Below are 20216 nucleotides of genomic sequence, written 5' to 3' on the forward strand. Positions count from 1 at the left end.
CGGATTTCACGATGCTTCGAATCGACAACCTCCACAAGCGTTATGGCGAGCGCATCATATTCCAGGGGCTACGTCACAGCTTCGGGGCGGGGTGCGTGGCGCTTTGTGACGAGAACGGCAGCGGCAAGTCGACCTTGCTTGGCATCCTCGCCGGGACCATCGATGCCGATGACGGCGATGTCTGGATCAATGGTCATTCGCTGCGTGAAGCGCCGCTCAAGGCGAAGTCGTCGCTCGCATATGTGCCCGACGACTGCATCGCGTATCCGTTCCAGACCGGACGTGAGTTCCTCGAACTCGTCGCCTCGACTAAAAAAACGGTCGTCGATCGTCGCACGCTCGATCTGGCTCATCGTTTCGGGTTGGCGCCGCACCTGGATAAGCGCTTTGAGCAGATGTCGCTCGGCACTCGCAAGAAGATTTTCTTGAGCGCCGTCACACTCGGGGACGCCTCGGTCGTCATTGCGGACGAGCCTGGCAACGGGCTCGACGACGCCGCACGCGGCGTCCTCTTGGACCTCTTCCGAACGCTGGCAAAAGATCGCGTTGTGTTCTTCTCGAGTCATGATCCATGGCTTACAGAGGGCTGCGGTGCAAGAACCATCCATTTTGCCGATCTTCGTACGGTTGGATAGCGCGCTGGTTCAGCTATTCAGTTAGTCATCCCGATATCTGATGGCTTCGATGTCGCTATTGTCCATTTGCTCGTGGGCACGCGGGCAATGAGAAGCAACTCGCCGATGACGGATTGTGGCCGGCTGCCGCCCGACGCGGTCGGCTGCAGCCGACCCTCAACAACCGTTCAGGCGCCCTCTACCGCAACGACCGCTTCCAGGCCGCACCCGCCGCCCGCCTGGCAACGTTGGCCAGACAGGCGTCCTGCGAATGTCCCGCGCGATCAACCACGCCTGACATCGCGAAGGCTTCGTTTTGATCGTGAAGATGGCTGACAGCCGCATCCACCATTTCGCGCTGGCCATTCCGCTGAAGACACGGCCCAACGCGATATGGCGACCAAACGTTGGCCTCCAGAGTGGCAAGTGACGGTAACTGAACCCGGCATTTCCGGCAGTTGCACGCTCCTTGAGTTTTCATATCCAGATGCAATACTCCTATCAGCCATCGATGCGAGACCATTCGCCCCGCGCCATGACGGACTCCGCCACTTGTCCGACCTCCCCGGTCGTTTGCGATGATCCGAGCCTGTCGTTCTCTGCCTACGGCACCGTTGGGGGTACGTCGCAATCTAGCTCCCGGTCGACGTCATTCGGGAAACGCTCGGCGCAAACTCGGCGACACCCGAACAATTGCTCACCGCATTTGAAAGCAATCTCGAGGAGATCGCGGTTGCGGCCTACCGACATACATTGCCGAACGACGACCGGCACATCCTGCTCGACACATCAGACTTCTAGATCAGCACCCGCGGGTGGGCCGGCATACCGACAGTAGAAGTAGACAGGAGGCGTTACATGAACATCCGGATCCTGGTTCCCTGCACCCTGGCCCTCGTTGCCATCTCCGCTCACGCTGCCGATATCACCGGCGCAGGCAGCACGTTTGCCGCCCCGATTTACGCAAAATGGGCGGACGCGTACAAGAAGTCGGGCGGCGGCAAGGTCAACTATCAAGGCATCGGTTCGTCCGGTGGCCTGAAGCAGATCAACGCGAAGACGGTCGATTTTGCCGGTTCGGACGCGCCGCTGAAGGATGACGAGCTCGCAAAGGACGGCCTGTTCCAGTTCCCGACGGTCGTGGGCGGCGTGGTGCCGGTCGTCAACGTGCCCGGTGTGAAGTCAGGCGAACTGACGCTGTCTGGCCCGGTGCTCGGCGACATCTACCTCGGCAAGATCAAGAAGTGGAACGACCCGGCGATCGTCGCGCTGAACCCGAAGGTCAAGCTGCCGGATGCGGACATCGCCGTGGTTCGCCGTGCTGACGGCTCGGGCACGAGCTTCATCTGGACGAACTACCTGTCGAAGGTCAACGGCGAATGGAAGTCGAAGGTCGGCGAAGGCACGACGGTCAACTGGCCGACGGGCACGGGCGGCAAGGGCAACGACGGTGTCGCGGCTTTCGTGCAGCGCCTGCCGGGCGCGATCGGCTACGTCGAGTGGGCGTACGCGAAGAAGAACGGCATGGTCTACACGGCCCTGAAGAATTCGACGGGCACCGTGGTCGAGCCGAAGACGGAAACATTCAAGGCCGCTGCTGCCGGCGCGAACTGGTCGAAGTCGTTCTACCAGATCCTGACCAACGAGCCGGGCAAGGACGCGTGGCCGATCGTCGGCGCGACGTTCGTGCTGCTGTACGCGAAGCAGGACAAACCGGAACAAGGCAAGGAAACGCTGAAGTTCTTCGACTGGGCATTCCGCAATGGCAACCAGGCTGCCACGGATCTCGACTACATCTCGCTTCCCGATCCGGTCGTGTCCGAAATTCGCAAGCAATGGAAGGCGAAAATCAAGGACGTCACCGGTAAAGCGCTGGTGGACTGAGCGCGCTGGGTGGACGCGATATCGACCGCATACGTCCCTGGGCGCCCCGAAGCCGCCATCGGCCTGGCCGCACCGAGCGCCCGGAGGCGGACGCTCATCCGGTCACGCCGCGGACGGTCGCCAGCCTATTCGTCGCGAAGCTCGCGTCTGGCGATGCGTGCGGTCTGTACCGCGTTCATAGCTGCGACCACCCTCCGTCGACCGGCAGTTCGGCGCCGTTCGTGACGGTCGCGTCGAACGCGAGGAAGAGGCCGGCCTGCGAGCGGCCGGTCACCAGAACGCGCGCGCCTCCGTCGAGGAGCATCTTCGCCGTCGCGAACCCCATGCCGCTCGTGCCGCCGATCATCACCCCCTTTTTATCCTGGTACCGGTTCATATGGTTTCTCCTTGAGAGATTCGGGTCGCGCTTCTGATTCAGGACGCCGCGCTCAAGGATTCCGCGTACGACCAATTGACGCCGGAGACATTGACGACGGCCTGCCACGCGGCTTCTTGATTGGCGCCATCGTGGAGGTGCGGGTGGCGCTGCGCCTCAATTGGGCCGGTGAACTTCCCTTTGGCCGAGGCAAAGAATTGCCCCGAGACGTCGGTTCCGAACTCCGATGCCTGGAGGTATCGACGGGCCGCGGTCTCCGGCGTCTGATTCATGCCGGGAATGAGGTTCGTGATCGGGATAAACAGATACTTCAACGCAGGGCCAGCGTTTCGCACCACCCTGGTGTCGGTCGCCGCACCGGGCGAGACCGCGTACACGGCCATGCCTGAAGGCAGCCGGCGAGCCAGCGCCGCGGTCCACCAGGCGATGATGAGCTTCGCGTCGGCATACGCATTGTTCGGCACGTACTTCACGTTCGGCCCGTTGCGCAGCAGGGCTTCCATGGCAGCGGTCAGGTCGCCCTGGTGATATTGGGCAGCGAGTGCGTCCACGTCGGTGTAGCGGAACAGCGGTACGCCCCCTCGGGCAGGTTCCGCGCCAGCGATGACAATCCGCGAGTCGGGGCTCAACAGGTTGGCGCGGAGCAACCCGACAGTCAGTTGATGATGGCCGATCAACGGGGCCTGAGAAGCCTCGATGCCCGCTGCGGTGATCACGCGCTGCTTGCCTGGGACCATGCCGGCATTGAGCAGCAGGAAATCGATCGGCCGACCTCGCTTGACGAGTTCGGCGAGGGCCGACTGAACGCTGGACGGCGTGTCCAACTCCAGTTCCAGCGGCGTGAAGACCTGCCTTCCGGTTTCCGCCGCGAGCTGGGCGGCCGCTTCCTGGGCCCGAGCCAGGCTGCGCCCGGTGACGATGATCTCGTGCCAGCCCTCTTTGGCGAGCAGGCGGGCGGCCGCATGGCCAAGCCCGGAGGTGGCGCCGGTGACGAGCGCGATCGAATGTTCCATGGGTGTCTCCGTGGTGAGGGGCGAAGGCCGAGTCGTGAGGCCCCGCGAGGCCACGGACGACTTGCCAATTTAGAACTATTTGGTTATATATTTGCGCAATGCAAATCGTCAAGGAATTTTGAACCAAATGATTCAAAATACGAGTAGACCGAGGGGGCGACCGCGCAGCTTCGACGAGACGGGGGCACTGGAAAAGGCCACTCAGGTGTTCTGGTCGAAAGGCTATGACGGAGTGACGATTGACGATCTCGTCGCCGGGATGGGTGTCGGACGGCCGAGCCTGTATGCCGTCTTTGGGGACAAGCGGGCGATATTCCTGCGCGTCCTCAGGGGGTACGCAGAACGGAAAGGCGCATCGGCCGCGAAGGCACTCCTCTCGCCAACGAGTCTTCGCGACTCGATCACGGGCTTTCTGAGGTACGCCGTCGAAAGCGCGACCGAGAAAGGGTCCGCCCGGGGCTGCCTGCTGGTATGCGTCGCACCGCTTGTGGACGACCCCGAGGTTCGGCAGTTCCTGCAAAACGCGGCCGCCGGTGGCACCGCGCTGGTGGAAAGTCGCTTCCGGGACGCGATCAGCGCGGGAGAAATACCCTCCGACTTTCCCGTAGCCGCGCGCGCCACCCAAGTCACGGATTTGGCGCGTGGGCTGACCATGCGTGCGCAGCTAGGCACGCCGCGCAAGACGCTCTTCAGGGATGCCGAGGAAGCAGCCGACCTGGTGCTCCTGCCGCGGCGTGGAAACGCGGGGCCGGAAAGTTGACGCTGGCGTTGAGCGGCGCTGTGGGGCAGTAGGCTTTGATCGTTGCCGATCAGCGCGCCGTCAAACCCGATCAATCGTTTCCCGTTTGGGACGGGAGGGATCACCTTGATTTCGAAGTCGAAGCCCGAGAGCCAGTCAACCTCGAGCGCGCTCCCTCTCGGGTGGCGATTCGCGCCAGCATGAGTGGACCAGGCTCCCAAAATCGTCTCGCGCATTCTCGGCAACCGGAAACCCCGCGGCATCGGGCGGCTTGTCTGTGAGCCCCCCGAATCCGACCTCAAGATGTTGCGGGTCGGACTGCAGAACGACTCCCGCGTCGTACCGCACTACGGTCCTGCATCCCTACCGCTCGGACAGCTGAGAAGAACTCCAGGTCGTGAAGCGTAGCCCTTCCTCGAAGGAGGACCGGTGTCACGCATCATGTTGTTGTCGCCATGCATCCGATGGCTTAGTCGACCGACGAACCCATCGGCACGTCGCCGACGACCACGCCTTTCAACCCCTTCCGCAACGCCGTCACGTTGTCTACACCGTTCAGTTGCTCGAACGCCCGTTGCGCTTCCTCCCAGAGAGCGGCCGCCCGTTCGTACAGGCGCCGCCCCTCCTCGGTGAGTTCGACAAGGCGGCTTCGGCCGTCGGTGGGCGACGGCTTGATCGTGACGAAGCCGTCGCGCTCCAGGAAGCCGACCATCTTCCCCATCGCCGTTCGTTCGATATCGAGCCGTTCCGCAAGGGCATTGACCGGGGTACTTCCCACTTCGCGCAGGGCGGCCAGGGTAAGGAATTGCGTGATGCGCAGCCCCGAGGGCTCGAGATGGCTATCGTAGAGTCGGGTGATCTGCCTGCTCGCCTTCCTGACGGTGAAGCAGTTGCATTGATCGATTCCGAGCGGCTGGTTAACGGGCAACATCGGTTGCACTCCTGATTTCGGTTCATTGCGCGAACGCTACGCGCGTGTCGCGCGGAGGTTCGGTGGTAGCTGTCAATGATAGCCGGGAGCGACAGGGCCGGCGTACGACCTGCGCACCGCGTGGCGCGCCGCCGAATCCGGCCCGTGTCGACTGCGGTGTTCAAAGCCCTGCCGGCGGTGTGATGTAGCCGGGTATCTCGGCCGCGAGCGTGCGCTTCAGCACCGCTGTCCCCTCGTCGGCCATGACCTCGCTCTTGCCGGCGGCGAGCGCGTCGTAGGTCTGTCGCACGACGTCCACGGGACTGGCTTTAGGCACGTCGATGCCGTTGGTCAGATCGGTATCGACGAACCCGACGTGCAGGCCGAGAACCTGGATGCCACGCTCGCGCAGGTGAAAGCGAAGCTGGTTCGTGTAGCTCCAGGCGGCGGCTTTCGACGCGGCGTAGGGCGTCAGAATGGGCCTCGGAAGCCACACGATGTCGGAAAGCACGTTGATGATGGCGGCGTGCCGCTGGGCCGCCAATATCTGTTCGAAGGCCTGTGTGACGCGCACCACGCCGTAGTAGTTGGTATCGAACATGCGGGTGGATTGCGCTTCGACGTCGGCCGCGAGGGGCCCGTCGATCAGCGCGGCAATGCCTGCGTTGTTGATCAGCAGCGTCGTGTCGGCCGCCAGCTTCGCGGCCTCGGCGATCGACGCCGGATCCGTGACATCGATCCTGACCGGCACGAGGCCCGGCTCGTCGAAACCGCTCGTGTTGCGCATACCCGCGTACACTTTCGCCGCCCCGCGCCGAAGCGCCTCGCGTGCAAAAGCGAGTCCCAGGCCGCGATTGGCACCGGTGATGAAGACGGTGGCGTTCTTGATATCCATGACAAGCTCCTTTTTCAAAAGCCGCGTGCCGGGGGCGGTGTCGACGCCATCCACGAGCGCGCGGGTGCCTGGCTCAAAGAAAGACGTGTTCCGGCAACTGCTTCGAAAGCGACTCCCGCAGATGGGTCGCGAGAGTCAGTACGGCGCCAAGCGGGCTCATCCGCACGCTGACGCGCGGCACCGAGCCGTCGGCATTGCGATCGACGACCACGACCGCGCTCAACGTTTCGCCGCTCGTCAGAACGGCCTCATATTCGAGAAAAAGCCGCGTGCCGACAGCTTGAACAAACGTAGGCGTCTGCGAGACATAAAAAGTCCCGACGGCGTCGACGGCGAGCCGGATTTCGTCGCGCCCGATGACGGGCGTGCGCAACACCGAGCTGACCAGCTCGGCGTCGGCCGTCAGATCATCGAGAAACGGATGACGATCGGATTGGATGGATGACATTTTCAAACCTCCCGGTTCGTTTCAACGACGTGTTCACACGAACGCGGCCCGATATTTCTCGACGAACTGCTGGACCGACAGCGCCGGCGTTCCGGTGATCTTCTCGACGGCATCGTTGGTGCCCGAGAAGATGCCGTCGCGGTAGTTCTGCGCGACTTCGACCAGATGCTGCGTGAGGAACGGCGGAAACTTGTAAAGGGTTTCCATCTTGATTCGGAATTCCTCGATGGAAGTCGGCGCATATTCGATCCGGGCGCCGAGCACCTCGCTCATCGCGTCTGCGATCTCGACGTGGTTCATCTCGACGGGACCGTGGAGCGTGTAGGTCTTGCCCTCGTGGCCTTCGGGGTTGGCGAGGATGCGGGCGATCACGCGCCCCTGATCGTCGCTGGCGATGGGCGCGTGACGGCCGTCGCCAAACGGAAATTCGATCTTCTTCGTGGCCCATATCTCCCGCGCAAAATGCGGATAGACGAGCCAATCGGCAAAGAAGGTCGGACGCAAATGCGTCGTCGCGACACCCGACCAATCGAAGACCTGCTCGGAGACCCAGTGATCCTGTGCCGCGTGGCTCAGCGACGCCCGGCGCGCGGAAATCTGCGACATGTTGACGATCGCCGTGACACCCGCTTCCTTTGCTGCCTGCGCGAAATAGGCCGCGGCCCCGATGATCCCCGGCGCGATCGGATGAAGGAAATACGCCGATCGGATGCCTTCCATCGCTGCCCGGATGGCGTCGATGTCGGTGAAGTCCCCGACCGCGACATCGACACCGCGCTGCCTCAGGGCCGCCGCCCGATCATCATCCGTGCGCACATAGGCCCGCACGCGCTTGTGCATCTTGAGCAGTTCGTCAATGGCAATACCTCCGGTGCGTCCGGTTGCACCGCTCACAAGAATTTCAGGCTCGTTCATCGCTTCGCTCCTTTCAAAAATGAGAGCATATGCTCCCTTGACACGAAGGTTAGGAGCATATGCTCTCATTGTCAAGTTTTTCTGGTTCGCCAGTACCTCGAGAAAAGTCACGCCGGAGCCGGCGGCGGCATTGCGAGCCACGCATCGCCGGGCTGCCGCGCAGGTGCCCGCCTGCGGGCGTCGATATCGTCCCTGCTTACTTGCGGCTGATCAGCCAGATGTATGAGGGGCCGCAGCCACGCCTGGCGCGGACATTTGAGCGTCCATCCGCGGGCGAGAGCGAACGACTGAAATGGCCGGGAGCCGTCGGCTGAAGTCGCCCCCGGCTGTCCCACGTCACCGCATTTGATCGGCAACCCAAAATCCGGATTCGCCGCGCCACCCGACGAACACCACAAATCGCGCTGGGAACAGGTACTCGGTAGAAATCCGCGGCTCACCCGTTTGAAGCCCCTTGCCGGTCGGCGCTTCGACGGATTCCGACGCACCTCGACAGCACACCCCAACCTTCACAATTCATTTAACTTTCCGTGAGGACTTCGACACCGGCCGCTGACTACGATAGGCGCATGTTTTCAGGACCTGCTGCCAGGAGCCCATCATGCCCACCCGCAGACATCTGCTGTTCGCCGGCGCTACCGGCCTCGCCGTGCTCGCGACCCTGTCGTCCGCCGGTCGCCGCGCGCTGGTCGGCCGCGCGTTCGCCGCGCCGCCGGTCACCCCGCAGACGGCCGCCCCTTTTGAAGTCACCCTCAGCGACGCCGAATGGCATCGCCGGCTCACACCCGCCCAGTACACGATCCTGCGCGAAGCCGGCACCGAGCGGCCGTACACCAGCCCGCTGAACGACGAGCACCGGCAAGGCACGTTCGCGTGCGCCGGCTGCAACCTCGCGCTGTTCTCGTCGGCCACCAAGTTCGACAGCCATACGGGCTGGCCGAGCTTCTGGAAGCCGCTCGACCACGCGGTCGCCACCCACACCGACACGTCGTTCGGGATGATCCGCACCGAAGTGCACTGCCGCCGCTGCGGCGGCCATCTCGGCCACGTGTTCGACGACGGTCCGCAACCGACCGGCCTGCGCTACTGCATGAACGGCCTCGCGCTCACCTTCCACCCTGCCGCCGCCTGATCCGGCCCCGAACTCCCGACCGACTGGAGAACGCACCATGCTGCTCATCGTCCTTGCCTACCTCGGCGGCGTGCTCACGATCCTGAGCCCGTGCATCCTGCCCGTGCTGCCGTTCGTGTTCGCGCGCGCCGACCAGCCGTTCGTCCGCACCGGCCTGCCGCTGCTCGCCGGAATGGCGCTCACGTTCGCCGTCGTCGCGACGCTCGCCGCCGTCGGCGGCGGCTGGGTCGCGCAGGCGAACCAGGCCGGACGCTGGGTCGCCATCGTGCTGCTCGCGTTATTCGGCCTGACCCTGCTGATGCCGCGCCTCGCGGAGCACCTGACCCGCCCGCTCGTCGCCGCCGGCAACCGTCTCACCGGCTTCGCGCAACGCGATGGCCGCCCGGCCGGCCCCGCATCGTCGCTGCTGCTCGGCGTCGCGACCGGCCTGCTGTGGGCGCCGTGCGCAGGCCCGATCCTCGGGCTCGTGCTGACCGGCGCCGCGCTGCGAGGCGCGAGTGTCGGCACGACGCTGCTGCTGGTCGCGTACGCGGCCGGCGCGGCGACGTCGCTCGGCGTCGCACTCGTGATCGGCGGCAAGGTGTTCGCTGCGATGAAGCGCTCGCTCGGCGCCGGCGAATGGATCAAGCGCGGGATCGGCGTGGCGCTGCTGGCCGGCGTCGGCGCGATCGCGCTCGGCCTCGATACGGGCGCGCTCGCCCAGTTGTCGACCGTGACCACGGGCGGGCTCGAGACGAAGCTCGTCGACCGGCTCGGCGGGCGTTCGAACGGCGCACCCGCGGCGATGCCCGCGACGGGCGATGCCGCCGGCCACGCAAGCGGCGGCGCGATGATGGCCGCGGCTGCCGACGGCGCGCAGGCCGGCGGCGGCGCAATGGCCGGCGGCGCGATGCTGCGCACGGCCGCCGCGACGCCTGCCGCGCTGCCCGTCGAAGGCACGCTGCCCTCGCTCGACGGCGCGGTGCAGTGGCTGAACTCGCCGCCGCTGACGGCGGCCGGCCTGCGCGGCAAGGTCGTGCTGGTCGATTTCTGGACCTACTCGTGCATCAACTGCCTGCGCACGCTGCCATACACGGCCGCATGGGCACGCAAGTACGCGCCGTACGGGCTCGTCGTGATCGGCGTGCACGCGCCGGAGTTCGCGTTCGAGCGCGACATCGGCAACGTGAAGAAGGCCGTGCATGACCTCGGTATCGACTACCCGGTCGCGATCGACAACGGCTACTCGATCTGGCGCGCGTTCGGCAACGAATACTGGCCCGCGCACTATTTCATCGACGCGCAAGGCCGGATCCGCCATCACCACTTCGGCGAAGGCGAATACGCGCAATCGGAGCGCGCGATCCAGTCGCTGCTCGCCGAGGCCGGCCATCCGGAAGCGCTGAACGTGCCGCTTGGGCTCGCCGCCGCACCCACGAATGGTGTGCTCGCGGCAGCCGATGCCGCGGACGTCCGTTCGCCCGAAACCTATGTCGGCTATGCACGTGCGGAGAGCTTCACGTCGCCGGGCGGCGTCGTGCGCGATGCGGCGCACCGCTACGACGCGCCCGCGCACCCCGACCTCAACGACTGGGGCCTCGCCGGCACGTGGCGGGTCGGCGCGGAACGCGCGTCGCTCGACGCGCCGTCGGGACGGATCGTCTACCGCTTCCACGCCCGCGACCTGCACCTCGTGCTCGGCCCGGGCGCGAACGGCCAACCCGTGCGCTTTCGCGTGACGATCGACGGCACGGCGCCCGGCGCCGCACATGGCACCGACGTCGATGCGCAAGGCTACGGCACCGTGACCGGGCAGCGCCTGTACCAGCTGGTCCGGCAGCCCGGCGCGATCGCCGACCGCACGTTCGCGGTCGAGTTTCTCGATCCCGGCGTGAATGCGTATGCGTTCACGTTCGGCTAACCCAGGCTGATCCCGGCTGGACGCGGCGCACCGGTGCCGCCTCCGGGCTACCCGATTTCCATACCGTCTTCCGAAGGAGCACACCGTGAACACCATCTCCCCCCGCGGTCCCGCGCCGCAACGACGCACGACGATGCTGCGCCGCATCGGCGCCATCGCCGTCGCGGCCGCCGCCGTGTTCGGCTACCAGCGCATCGTCCAGTCCGCCGAGCCGATGCGCACCGTGCCCGCACCGGCGCTCGACGAAACGCCCGGCTCATCGCACGACGAGACGGCCGTGCTCGCCGGCGGCTGCTTCTGGGGCGTGCAGGGCGTGTTCGAGCACGTGAAGGGCGTGAAGCAGGTCACGGCCGGCTATGCGGGCGGCGCATCCGAAACCGCGCACTACGCGCTCGTCGGCTCGGGGCTGACCGGGCACGCGGAATCGGTTCGCATCGTCTACGACCCGACCCGGGTCACGTACGGCCGGCTGCTGCAGGTGTTCTTCTCGGTCGCGCACGATCCGACCGAGCTCAACCGGCAGGGCCCCGACGAAGGGTCGCAATACCGGTCGGCGATCTTCCCGACCACCGCGCAGCAACGCGCGGTCGCGACCGCGTACATCGCGCAGCTCGGCACCGCGCACGTGTTTCCGGCGCCCGTCGTCACGCGCGTCGAGGACTACAAGGGGTTCTACCCGGCCGAGGCCTATCACCAGAACTACCTCGAACTGCATCCCGACGCGCCGTACATCGCGTACAACGACATGCCGAAGATCACCGGGCTGAAGCAGCACTTCCCGGCGCTGTACCGCACCGACCCGGTACTGTGGCGCGATGCGGGCTCGTGACCCGCAAGCGGCCGCGTGACGGGTGATACCCGCCGCGCGGCCGGGGCCCTTGCAGCCACGCACGGCCGGCGCAGCCGCCTTCGAGCCGGTTTGCGCTGCATCAACGAAACCGCGGCCGCCGTGACGGGGCAAACCCGCATCGCGGCCGCCGAGACAGGCAACTTCGCGTAGACTTCTCCAGATCCCCGCCGCGTCGTGCGGCGCCCGGAATCCCAGTCCAGCCTGGAGACGTCACGCATGCGCGCAGTGCCCTTCCCTGACAGCGGCACCCTTGGAGAACCCTCTTCCGGCGCGGCCGTGCGCGACCTGCGCCGCGTGCCGATTCATCCCGATCACTGGTACCCGCTCGCGTGGTCGCGCGAGCTGAAACGCGGCAAGACGCTCGGCGTGCGCTTCGCCGGCGAACCGATCGTGCTCGTGCGCACCGAATCCGGCGCCGTGTACGCGCTCGAGGATCGTTGCGCGCACCGCCAGGTGCCGCTGCACGCGGGCGTCGTGAGCGGCGAGACGCTGCGCTGCTGCTATCACGGCTGGACCTACGCGTGCGACAGCGGCCGCTGCGTCGACGTGCCGTATCTCGGCCGCGAGCGCCTGCCCAACGGCGTGCGCGCGTATCCGTGCCGCGAAGCGCACGGGCTGATCTTCGTGTTCCCGGGCGATGCGACGCTCGCCGACACGCGGCCGTTCCCCGCGCTCGAATCGGCGGACGACCGCGCATACAAGACGCGCCGTTTCGGCCGCGAGGTCAAGTGCCACTACTCGTTCATGCACGAGAACCTGATGGACATGAACCATCAGTTCCTGCACCGCAAGCAGATGGGGCAGATGCGCGCGCGCTCGGTGGGCCGGCGGCGCGGCGACGACTGGGTCGAGGTCGATTACACGTTCGCGCGGATGGAAGGCAAGCAGCCGGTCGGCGAGGCGCTCGTGTTCGGCGCCAGCAAGAAGCCGGCCGACCAGTCCGACAAGAGCGTGATGACGGTGCGCACCGGCTATCCGTACCAGACGCTGCAGATCCGCTCGAGCGAAGGCACGCTCGTGATGGATCTGTGGATCGTCTATGTGCCGCTCGACGCCGAGCAGCGCACCAACCGCACGTTCGGAGTGCTGTCGATCCACAAGCCCGGCATCCCGTTCGCGCTCGATCTCGCGTGGCCGCTGCTCGTCTGGTTCACCGAGCGGATCTTCCGCGAGGATCGCTGGATCGTCGAGCGCGAGCAGGAAGCGCACGACCGCCAGGGCGCCGACTGGAACCACGAGGTGTTTCCGGTCATCAACGAGTTGCGCGACCTGCTGCGCCAGTGCGGCGCACGCACGGTGATCCCGATCCGCGACGCACGCGACGGCGCGTGACGCGAGTGGCGCGTGACGTGAATCGCGCGCGCCGTTACAACCTGAATGCGCCCGGCAGCAATGCGTGGGCCGTCGTAACCTCGACGGCCCCTTTCAGGTTGGCCAGGATCACTTCGATGTCCGGCGTGCCGATCTCGATGATCACCTGGCGGCACGCGCCGCACGGCGCGATCGGGCCATCCGTGTCGCCGACGACCGCGAGCCGCGCAAAATCCCCCGGACGATAACCGGCGGCGATGGCAGAAAACATCGCCGTGCGTTCCGCGCAATTGCAGAGCCCGTAGGATGCGTTCTCGACATTGCAGCCGTGAAAAACCGTCCCGTCGCGCGCCTGTAGCGCCGCGCCGACCTTGAAGCGCGAATACGGCGCATACGCGCGTTCGCGCGCCGCCTTCGCCGCTTCGATCAGTTCGTGTCGTTCCATCTCGTCGTGCCTCCGATTGTGTGCCGGGATGTATGAGCGCGGCCGCACCCAGCCATCGCGATACTCGCGTGACGTGAAGCGGGCCGCTGTTGTCCGCACCGTGCGATCGGTCAGTCGATCCGCTGATACATGGTCGGCGGCGCGTCGCCCGTCTCGCCCAGCACGTAGCTGCGCTGGATCGTGTCCACCGCGTGCGCCGCGGCGGCAGCGTCGCGGGCATGCACGTAACCGAGCGGCTGGCCGGCTTCGACACGCTGCCCGATTTCCGCGAGCGCCGTCAGGCCGACACTGTAGTCGATCGCATCCGCCGCGCGCGTGCGACCGCCGCCGAGCGCGACAACCGCCAGCCCGAGCGCGCGGCAATCGACCCGCTGCACCACGCCGCTCGTGCGCGACGGCACCGGCACGATCACCTCGGCCCGCGCGAGATGACGTGCGGGCGCGTCGATCAGGTCCGCAGGGCCACCGAGCGCCGTGACCATCCTCGCGAAGCGTTCCGCCGCCGCACCCGTATCGAGCGCGTGCTGCAACTTCGCGCGCGCGTCCGCGACGTCGCGCGCCAGCCCACCGGTGACCAGCAGCTCCGCCGAAAGCGCCATCGTGACGTCATGCAGGCGCACCGGACGCGACTTGCCCGTCAGGTAGTCGATCGCGCACGCCACCTCGAGTGCATTGCCTGCGCACGGCGCGAGCGACTGGTTCATGTCGGTGAGGATCGCCGTCGTCTTCATGCCGGCGCCGTTGCCGACGTCGACGATGCTGCGGGCCAGTTCCGCCGACTGCTCGGCGGTCGGCATGAATGCGCCCGAGCCGACCTTGACGTCCATCACGAGCCCGTCGAGTCCGGCCGCGAGCTTCTTCGACAGGATCGACGCGGTGATCATCGCGACCGACTCGACGGTCGCCGTCACGTCGCGAATCGCATAGATGCGCATGTCGGCCGGCGCCAGCCGCGCGGTCTGTCCGATGATCGCGACGCCGACGTCGCGCACCGTGCGGCGAAACGCGTCCGTATCGGGCGTCACGTCGTAGCCGGGAATCGCGCTCAGCTTGTCGAGCGTGCCGCCGGTATGGCCGAGCCCGCGACCCGAGATCATCGGCACGTAGCCACCGCACGCGGCCACCATCGGCCCGAGCATCAGCGACACGACATCGCCGACTCCGCCGGTCGAATGCTTGTCGATCACGGGGCCGCCGAGATCGAGCGCGCGCCAGTCGAGCACGTCGCCCGAGTCGCGCTGCGCGAGCGTCAGCGCGACGCGCTCGTCGACGCTCAGGTCGTTGAAGAACACGGCCATCGCGAACGCGGCCACCTGGCCCTCGGTCACGCTGCCGTCGGTCACGCCGCGCACGAACGCGGCAATCTCGTCGCGATCGAGCGGCTGCCGGTCGCGCTTGCGGCGAATGAATTCCTGCGGTAAGAACATCGTTGCTTCTCCTCGATCGTTAGGCGCGCGCTGCCCGGTTCAATGCAGCGAGAAGAACAGGCCGGCAATCGCCGCGCTCATCAGGTTCGACAGCGTCGCGGCCGTCAATGCGCGCAGGCCGTGCCGCGCGACTTCCGAGCGGCGTTCCGGCGCGACCGCGCTGAAGCCGCCCGCGAGAATCGCAATCGACGAGAAATTCGCGAAACCGCACAGCGCGAACGACACGATCGCAAGCGTCTTCGGGTCGAGCACCTGCAGGCCGGCCGCCGCGACGTGCGCGCCGCCCTTCAGGTACGGCGACAGGTCGCCATACGCGACGAACTCGTTGAAGATCAGTTTCTCGCCGATGAAGTTGCCGGCCAGCGCCGCGTCGTGCCACGGCACGCCGATCATCCACGCGAGCGGCGCGAACAGGTGGCCGATGATACCCACCAGCGTGATCTGCGGAAAGCCCGCGAACGCGGCCACGCCGGCCACGATCAGGTTCATCAGCGCGATGAGCCCCACGAACGCGATCAGCATCGCGCCGACGTTGATCGCGATTCGCAGCCCGACCGACGCGCCGGACGCCGCCGCCTCGATCACGTTGGCGGCCCGCTTGTCGTCGAAGTCGAGCCCGTCGACCACGACGCGGCTCGGCTCGACCGTCGGGTACAGCAGCTTGCCGAACAGCAGCCCGCCCGGCACCGCCATGAACGACGCGGCGAGCAGGTATTCCATCCTCACGCCAAGGCCGGCGTAGCCGACCAGCACCGAACCCGCGACCGACGCCATGCCGCTCGCCATCACCGCGAAGATCTCGGCGCTCGTCATGTTCCGCACGAACGGCTTCACGAGCGCGGGCATTTCGCTCTGCCCGAGAAAAATCGTCGCCACCGCCGAGCACGCCTCGATGCGGCTCACGCCGAGCACTTTCGCCAGCGCCGCGCCGAGGATCGCGACGATCCACTTCATCACGCCGATGTAGTACAGCACCGCGATCAGCGCGGTCACGAAGATGATCATCGGCAGTACGCGCAGGCCGAACACGAACCCGCCGTCGCCGAACAACTGGAACATCCGGCTGTCGACCAGCCCGCCAAACACGAACGCGATGCCGTGATTGCCCATGTCGAGCACGCGATTGACGCCGTTCGCGGCCGCCGCCAGCGCCGTGCGGCCCGACGGCACGAACAGCACCAGCGCGCCGATCGCCAGCTGCGTGAGCAGCGCGGCGATCATGGTCCGGCCGCTCACCGCGCGCCGGTTGTTCGACAGCAGATAGGCCACCAGCAGCAGGAACAGCATACCCAGGAGACTGCGCAGAATTTCCACCTTGTGCTCCTTTCTCTCGATGTTATTGAACTGCCGGGGCGCGCCCGATGCGCGCCCGTGTCCTGCCGACGACGGCCGTCACTCGGCCGGTACGCCGTCCTTCCAGTGCGCCCAGTCCTTCACGATCGCGTTCACGAGCGGCGAACCGGCGAGGTACAGATTGTCGAGCGCCGGTACGAACCCGCCCTGGCTCTGGTAATCGAGCAGGTTATCGACGTCCGAGCCGCCCGGCGGCGGCCGGTCGAAATCCGAGCCCGAGCGCAGCACGGCCACGCGCTGCGTATCGGCCAGCCCTGCCGCGGCCGCCCGCTTGATCACTTCGAACGTCGCATTGTCTTCCTGCTGCGTCGTGCAGTACACCCCCTTGCCGTCGGTCAGCAGGCGCGTCCATTCCCTGGCGCGCTCGCCGAGCTTCGTGCCCGAGAACCACGTGTCGCCCGCGAGCGTATCGCACTGGATCACGGTCGGCGGCCGGTTCGCGGGCGCATCCGGGTACTTCGCGCGATACGCGGCCGCCTCCTTGCTGTCGTGCAACGTCACGTCGCGCGACAGCGCGACGGCCTTGTCGAGGAGTGCCTCGTTCAACCGGAACACCTCGGTGCGGTAATCGAGCGGCGGCTTCTCGTCCCCGTTCTTCGTGTTGATGCCGAGATAGCCCGACTTCCAGCCGGCCGGAATCTCGCGCGCATCCAGCTCCCACTGGATTCCGAAGTCGACCAGGTAGCGCGCCCACGCGGCCGAGCCGAGCGTGCCCTGCGCCGGATCGATGCCGGCGATGCCGGTCACGACGAAGTAGGTCTTGCGCAGGTCGAACCGGCGCGAATAGACCAGCGCCGCCATCGACGCGGCCGCGTTCGCGTGGCCCATGCCGGTCGTCAGCACGCAAACGTCGTTGCGCGTGCAACTGACGGCCGGGTAGTCGGGCGACAGGCCCGGCACCGCGATCTTCCGCACCGGGCCGATCCGGTCGAGCCATGCCTTGCCTTCCGGCCCGAACATCGTGACGATCAGCACCTTGATCGCGCGCGGCCGATGCGCGCGTTCGCCGGCCGCGTGTGCGCCGCCCGTCATCGTCGCGGCCAGCGCGACGACGGCCGCCCATTTCGCTACTTTCCCCTTCCACATTGCTTGCCTCGTTCGTGTGAGATTCATGATCGTGTCGCGAGCCTGTCAGAACTGATAGCCGACGCTCGCGTAATAGCCCCAGCCGGTCGACCGGTTCTGGAACGGCCCGTCGCCGAAGTTCAGCTCGGTGCCGCCCCACTGGCCGCCGTTGTGGAAATAGCGGGCCGCGGTCCAGAAACGCCAGTGCTTGAACGAATAGATCAGCACGTTGGTCGACACGAACGCGGTGTCGGTGCGCGCATTGCCGCCCGTCTCCTCGCGCAGTTTCGAACCGAAGTCGTAGTTGAAGAACCCGACGTAGGTCAGGTTGCCGCCGTGAAACGTGCCGATCGGGTAGATGTATTTCATCTGCGCGCGATAGCCGTCCCACGTGTTCTGGTTGGCCGCGCCGTAGTTCTCCCATTGCCGGCGCAGGTACAGGTTCGCGGACAGCATCAGCTTCGTATGCGTGTCGATGTCGGTGCCGAGGCCCGCATACAGCGTGTTCTGCCGCCCGGCCGTGTTGTGCCCCTGGTCGTAGATCCAGTCGAACGCGACATACCATTCCTTGAACGGCCCGAATCCGAGATGCCGGCCGACGAGATCGTCGATCGACACGCGCGGCTCCTGCTCGCTGAACAGCGGCGAGCCCTTGTTCGTATAGCCCGAGTCGTAGCCGTTGCCGACGCCGATCGCGCGCGGCAGGTCGACATAGCCGTACAGATCGAACGGCCCCTTGCGGCCGAAGTATTCGTATTCGAGGTACACGTCGTTGGTCGTGTGCGGCCCGAAGCGGATGTCCTTCGACCCGATCACGCCGAGGCTCTGGTGAAACCAGCTCGACAGATACGGCGACGGCGCGGGTGCCGGCGGCGCGTTCGGCGTGACCGTGCCGCTCTCGGCAAGCTGCGTCGCACCCGCCTGCGCGACGGTGCCCGCCTCCTGCGCGATTGCGGCCGCCGGCATCCCCACCGACAGCGCAAGCAGCATGGCGCCCGTGCGCACCGCCGCATTCATCTGTTTCATCGCACTCCTTGACAATTTTCTCAGTTCTTCTATATGCATGCTCTTGACCCCGCCTTCCGATCGTTGCTCTTGTCGATATCCCGATGCCGTGCGTCGGGCCCGGATCTCCGCGGTTGGCCGCTGCCCCAGATTCGGGCGCGCCGCCTGCTTCAAGTGCGCGTGCGCTCCGAACTTGACCGTTCAGTCAGCATTCGGACCGTTTCGCGGATAAACCCGAGGGGATAAAGCACAAGCCGTGCCATATATTGACCGGACGGACAGGATGCGAGAAAGATGCGGAAGCGGGGAACGGCCGCCACCTGCGTGACAAGCCGTCCCGCGCCGGCCGGCCGTCGGCGTGAGCGCAACGGGACGTCCAAACGCGCGCGGGGCGCGGCGCGCGAACGAACACGCCCCGCGACACGTTCCGCTCAGCCGCCGCGTTCGACCGGATGCGGCTCGCGCAGCCGGTTCGCAATGCGTGCGGCTTCGTAGTAACTGGCCGCCGGCGGGCGCTTCAGGTAGCGGCCCGCGCCGCGCACCGCGCGCAGCTCGCCGTCGGCCCATGCGAGCGCGCCGCGCGTGAGCGTGTGCGTCGCGACACCCTGCACCGTCATTCCTTCGAACACGTTGAAGTCGACCTGCTGATGATGGGTCTTCACCGAGATCGTCTTCGTCGCGGCCGGGTCCCATACGACGAGGTCGGCATCGGCGCCCGCCTGCACGGCGCCCTTGCGCGGATACAGGTTGAAGATCTGCGCGGCGTTCGTCGACGTGATCCGCACGAACTCGTTCGGCGTGATGCGGCCGCGATTCACGCCGTGATGCCACAACACCGACATGCGATCCTCGACGCCGCCGCAGCCGTTCGGGATCTTCGTGAAATCGTCCCGGCCCATCGCCTTCTGCGATGCGCAGAACACGCAGTGATCGGTCGCCGTCGTATGCAGTTGCCCCGCCTGCAGCCCGCGCCACAGTGCCTCGCGATGCTCGGCCGAGCGGAACGGCGGGCTCATCACGTGCGCGGCCGCGCGCGTCCAGTCCGGATCGCGATAGACGGCCTCGTCGATCACCAGATGGCCCGGCAGCACCTCGCCGAACACGCGCAGCCCTTCGCTGCGCGCACGCGCGATCGCATCGACCGCATCCTTCGCGGACACATGCACGATATACACGGGCACGCCGAGCACCTGCGCGATGCGGATCGCGCGGTTCGCGGCCTCGCCCTCGACCTCCGGCGGCCGCGACAGCGGATGCGCCTCCGGCCCCGTCATCCCGCGCGCGAGCAGCGCCTTCTGCAGCTGGAACACGAGCTCGCCGTTCTCCGCATGCACGGTCGGCAGCGCACCGAGTTCGAGCGAGCGCGCGAAGCTGTTCACGAGCACCTCGTCGTCGGCCATGATCGCGTTCTTGTACGCCATGAAGTGCTTGAAACTCGACACGCCGTGTTCGCGCACGAGCGTGCCCATGTCGCGATGCACGCTCTCGTCCCACCATGTCACGGCAACGTGGAAACCGTAATCGGCCGCCGCCTTCTCGGCCCAGCCGCGCCATGCGTGGAACGCGTCCATCAGCGGCTGCTTCGGGCTCGGAATCACGAAGTCGATGATGCTCGTCGTGCCGCCCGCGAGCCCGGCGGCCGTACCCGAGTAGAAATCGTCGCTCGCGGTCGTGCCCATGAACGGCAGTTCCATGTGCGTATGCGGGTCGATGCCGCCCGGCATCACGTACTGGTCGTGCGCATCGACGACGGTCGCGCCGGCCGGCGCATCGATCTGCTCGGCGATCTGCAGGATCGTGCCGCCGTCCTCCGGGGCTGCGCAGAGCACGTCCGCGCGATAGGAGCGGTCCGCATCGACCACGGTGCCGCCGCGAATCAGGATTGCCATTGGGTTGCCTCCTCGTTGACTGTCGGGTACCGCATGCCGCGCTCG

General features: G+C 66.4%; 19 protein-coding genes. 7 read left to right on the forward strand and 12 right to left on the reverse strand.

Annotated elements, in window-relative coordinates; genetic code table 11:
• Window positions 1-11 precede the first annotated feature (11 nt).
• Complete coding sequence (locus ACPTTC_RS38755) at window positions 12-635, forward strand: ABC transporter ATP-binding protein (protein WP_423396505.1); 624 nt, start codon at window positions 12-14, stop codon at window positions 633-635.
• Window positions 636-1472: 837 nt separating this feature from the next.
• Window positions 1473-2498 (forward strand): phosphate ABC transporter substrate-binding protein PstS, encoded by a 1026-nt coding sequence (gene pstS, locus ACPTTC_RS38760; RefSeq protein WP_423396506.1) that lies wholly within the window; start codon window positions 1473-1475, stop codon window positions 2496-2498.
• A gap of 175 nt (window positions 2499-2673) precedes the next feature.
• On the opposite strand, the gene ACPTTC_RS38765 is transcribed toward pstS, so the two are convergent.
• Together ACPTTC_RS38765 and ACPTTC_RS38770 are read right to left on the reverse strand one after the other, a co-directional pair.
• Window positions 2674-2874, reverse strand: a complete 201-nt coding sequence (locus tag ACPTTC_RS38765) for a hypothetical protein (protein WP_423396507.1) — start codon at window positions 2872-2874, stop codon at window positions 2674-2676.
• Window positions 2875-2912: 38 nt separating this feature from the next.
• Entirely contained in the window at window positions 2913-3887 is a 975-nt protein-coding gene (locus ACPTTC_RS38770) for an SDR family NAD(P)-dependent oxidoreductase (RefSeq protein WP_423396508.1), read from the reverse strand.
• A gap of 127 nt (window positions 3888-4014) precedes the next feature.
• Here ACPTTC_RS38770 and ACPTTC_RS38775 point away from each other — a divergent pair, with 127 nt between their 5' ends.
• Complete coding sequence (locus tag ACPTTC_RS38775) at window positions 4015-4647, forward strand: TetR/AcrR family transcriptional regulator (protein WP_423396509.1); 633 nt, start codon at window positions 4015-4017, stop codon at window positions 4645-4647.
• A 448-nt stretch (window positions 4648-5095) separates the two neighbouring features.
• Here ACPTTC_RS38775 and ACPTTC_RS38780 read toward each other — a convergent pair whose 3' ends face one another.
• The 4 genes from ACPTTC_RS38780 to ACPTTC_RS38795 form a co-directional block, all read right to left on the reverse strand.
• On the reverse strand, window positions 5096-5557 hold the full coding sequence (locus ACPTTC_RS38780) for a MarR family winged helix-turn-helix transcriptional regulator (protein WP_175958353.1): 462 nt from the start codon (window positions 5555-5557) through the stop codon (window positions 5096-5098).
• A gap of 160 nt (window positions 5558-5717) precedes the next feature.
• Window positions 5718-6431 (reverse strand): SDR family oxidoreductase, encoded by a 714-nt coding sequence (locus ACPTTC_RS38785; RefSeq protein WP_423396510.1) that lies wholly within the window; start codon window positions 6429-6431, stop codon window positions 5718-5720.
• 73 nt (window positions 6432-6504) lie between these two features.
• Complete coding sequence (locus ACPTTC_RS38790; RefSeq protein WP_423396511.1) at window positions 6505-6879, reverse strand: hypothetical protein; 375 nt, start codon at window positions 6877-6879, stop codon at window positions 6505-6507.
• Between the two features lie 33 nt (window positions 6880-6912).
• Window positions 6913-7794, reverse strand: coding sequence for an NmrA family NAD(P)-binding protein (locus ACPTTC_RS38795; protein WP_423396512.1), 882 nt, complete (start codon window positions 7792-7794; stop codon window positions 6913-6915).
• Between the two features lie 601 nt (window positions 7795-8395).
• Between ACPTTC_RS38795 and msrB the strand changes: the two genes are divergently transcribed.
• The 4 genes from msrB (at window position 8396) to ACPTTC_RS38815 (ending at window position 13008) form a co-directional block, all read left to right on the forward strand.
• On the forward strand, window positions 8396-8926 hold the full coding sequence (msrB, locus tag ACPTTC_RS38800; protein WP_175958349.1) for a peptide-methionine (R)-S-oxide reductase MsrB: 531 nt from the start codon (window positions 8396-8398) through the stop codon (window positions 8924-8926).
• 37 nt (window positions 8927-8963) lie between these two features.
• Window positions 8964-10826: a cytochrome c biogenesis protein DipZ gene (locus ACPTTC_RS38805; protein ID WP_423396513.1), complete on the forward strand. Its 1863-nt coding sequence runs from the start codon at window positions 8964-8966 to the stop codon at window positions 10824-10826.
• A 133-nt stretch (window positions 10827-10959) separates the two neighbouring features.
• Entirely contained in the window at window positions 10960-11655 is a 696-nt protein-coding gene (msrA, locus tag ACPTTC_RS38810) for a peptide-methionine (S)-S-oxide reductase MsrA (RefSeq protein WP_423396589.1), read from the forward strand.
• Window positions 11656-11892: 237 nt separating this feature from the next.
• On the forward strand, window positions 11893-13008 hold the full coding sequence (locus ACPTTC_RS38815) for an aromatic ring-hydroxylating oxygenase subunit alpha (protein ID WP_226199592.1): 1116 nt from the start codon (window positions 11893-11895) through the stop codon (window positions 13006-13008).
• A 34-nt stretch (window positions 13009-13042) separates the two neighbouring features.
• On the opposite strand, the gene ACPTTC_RS38820 is transcribed toward ACPTTC_RS38815, so the two are convergent.
• From ACPTTC_RS38820 to hydA, 6 genes are all read right to left on the reverse strand, one after another.
• Window positions 13043-13432 (reverse strand): cytidine deaminase, encoded by a 390-nt coding sequence (locus ACPTTC_RS38820; RefSeq protein WP_175958346.1) that lies wholly within the window; start codon window positions 13430-13432, stop codon window positions 13043-13045.
• A 110-nt stretch (window positions 13433-13542) separates the two neighbouring features.
• Window positions 13543-14859, reverse strand: a complete 1317-nt coding sequence (gene deoA, locus ACPTTC_RS38825) for a thymidine phosphorylase (protein ID WP_423396514.1) — start codon at window positions 14857-14859, stop codon at window positions 13543-13545.
• A gap of 39 nt (window positions 14860-14898) precedes the next feature.
• A complete protein-coding gene (locus ACPTTC_RS38830; protein ID WP_423396515.1) occupies window positions 14899-16173 on the reverse strand; it encodes a NupC/NupG family nucleoside CNT transporter in 1275 nt (424 codons plus the stop codon).
• Between the two features lie 78 nt (window positions 16174-16251).
• A complete protein-coding gene (locus ACPTTC_RS38835; protein ID WP_423396516.1) occupies window positions 16252-17298 on the reverse strand; it encodes a purine-nucleoside phosphorylase in 1047 nt (348 codons plus the stop codon).
• A gap of 45 nt (window positions 17299-17343) precedes the next feature.
• Window positions 17344-18303, reverse strand: coding sequence for a nucleoside-specific channel-forming protein Tsx (locus tag ACPTTC_RS38840; protein WP_423396517.1), 960 nt, complete (start codon window positions 18301-18303; stop codon window positions 17344-17346).
• A 410-nt stretch (window positions 18304-18713) separates the two neighbouring features.
• Window positions 18714-20171: a dihydropyrimidinase gene (hydA, locus tag ACPTTC_RS38845; RefSeq protein ID WP_423396518.1), complete on the reverse strand. Its 1458-nt coding sequence runs from the start codon at window positions 20169-20171 to the stop codon at window positions 18714-18716.
• Window positions 20172-20216: the final 45 nt, after the last annotated feature.

The organism is Burkholderia mycopellens (assembly GCF_964265025.1).
In the GTDB taxonomy this organism is placed as follows: Bacteria; Pseudomonadota; Gammaproteobacteria; order Burkholderiales; family Burkholderiaceae; genus Burkholderia.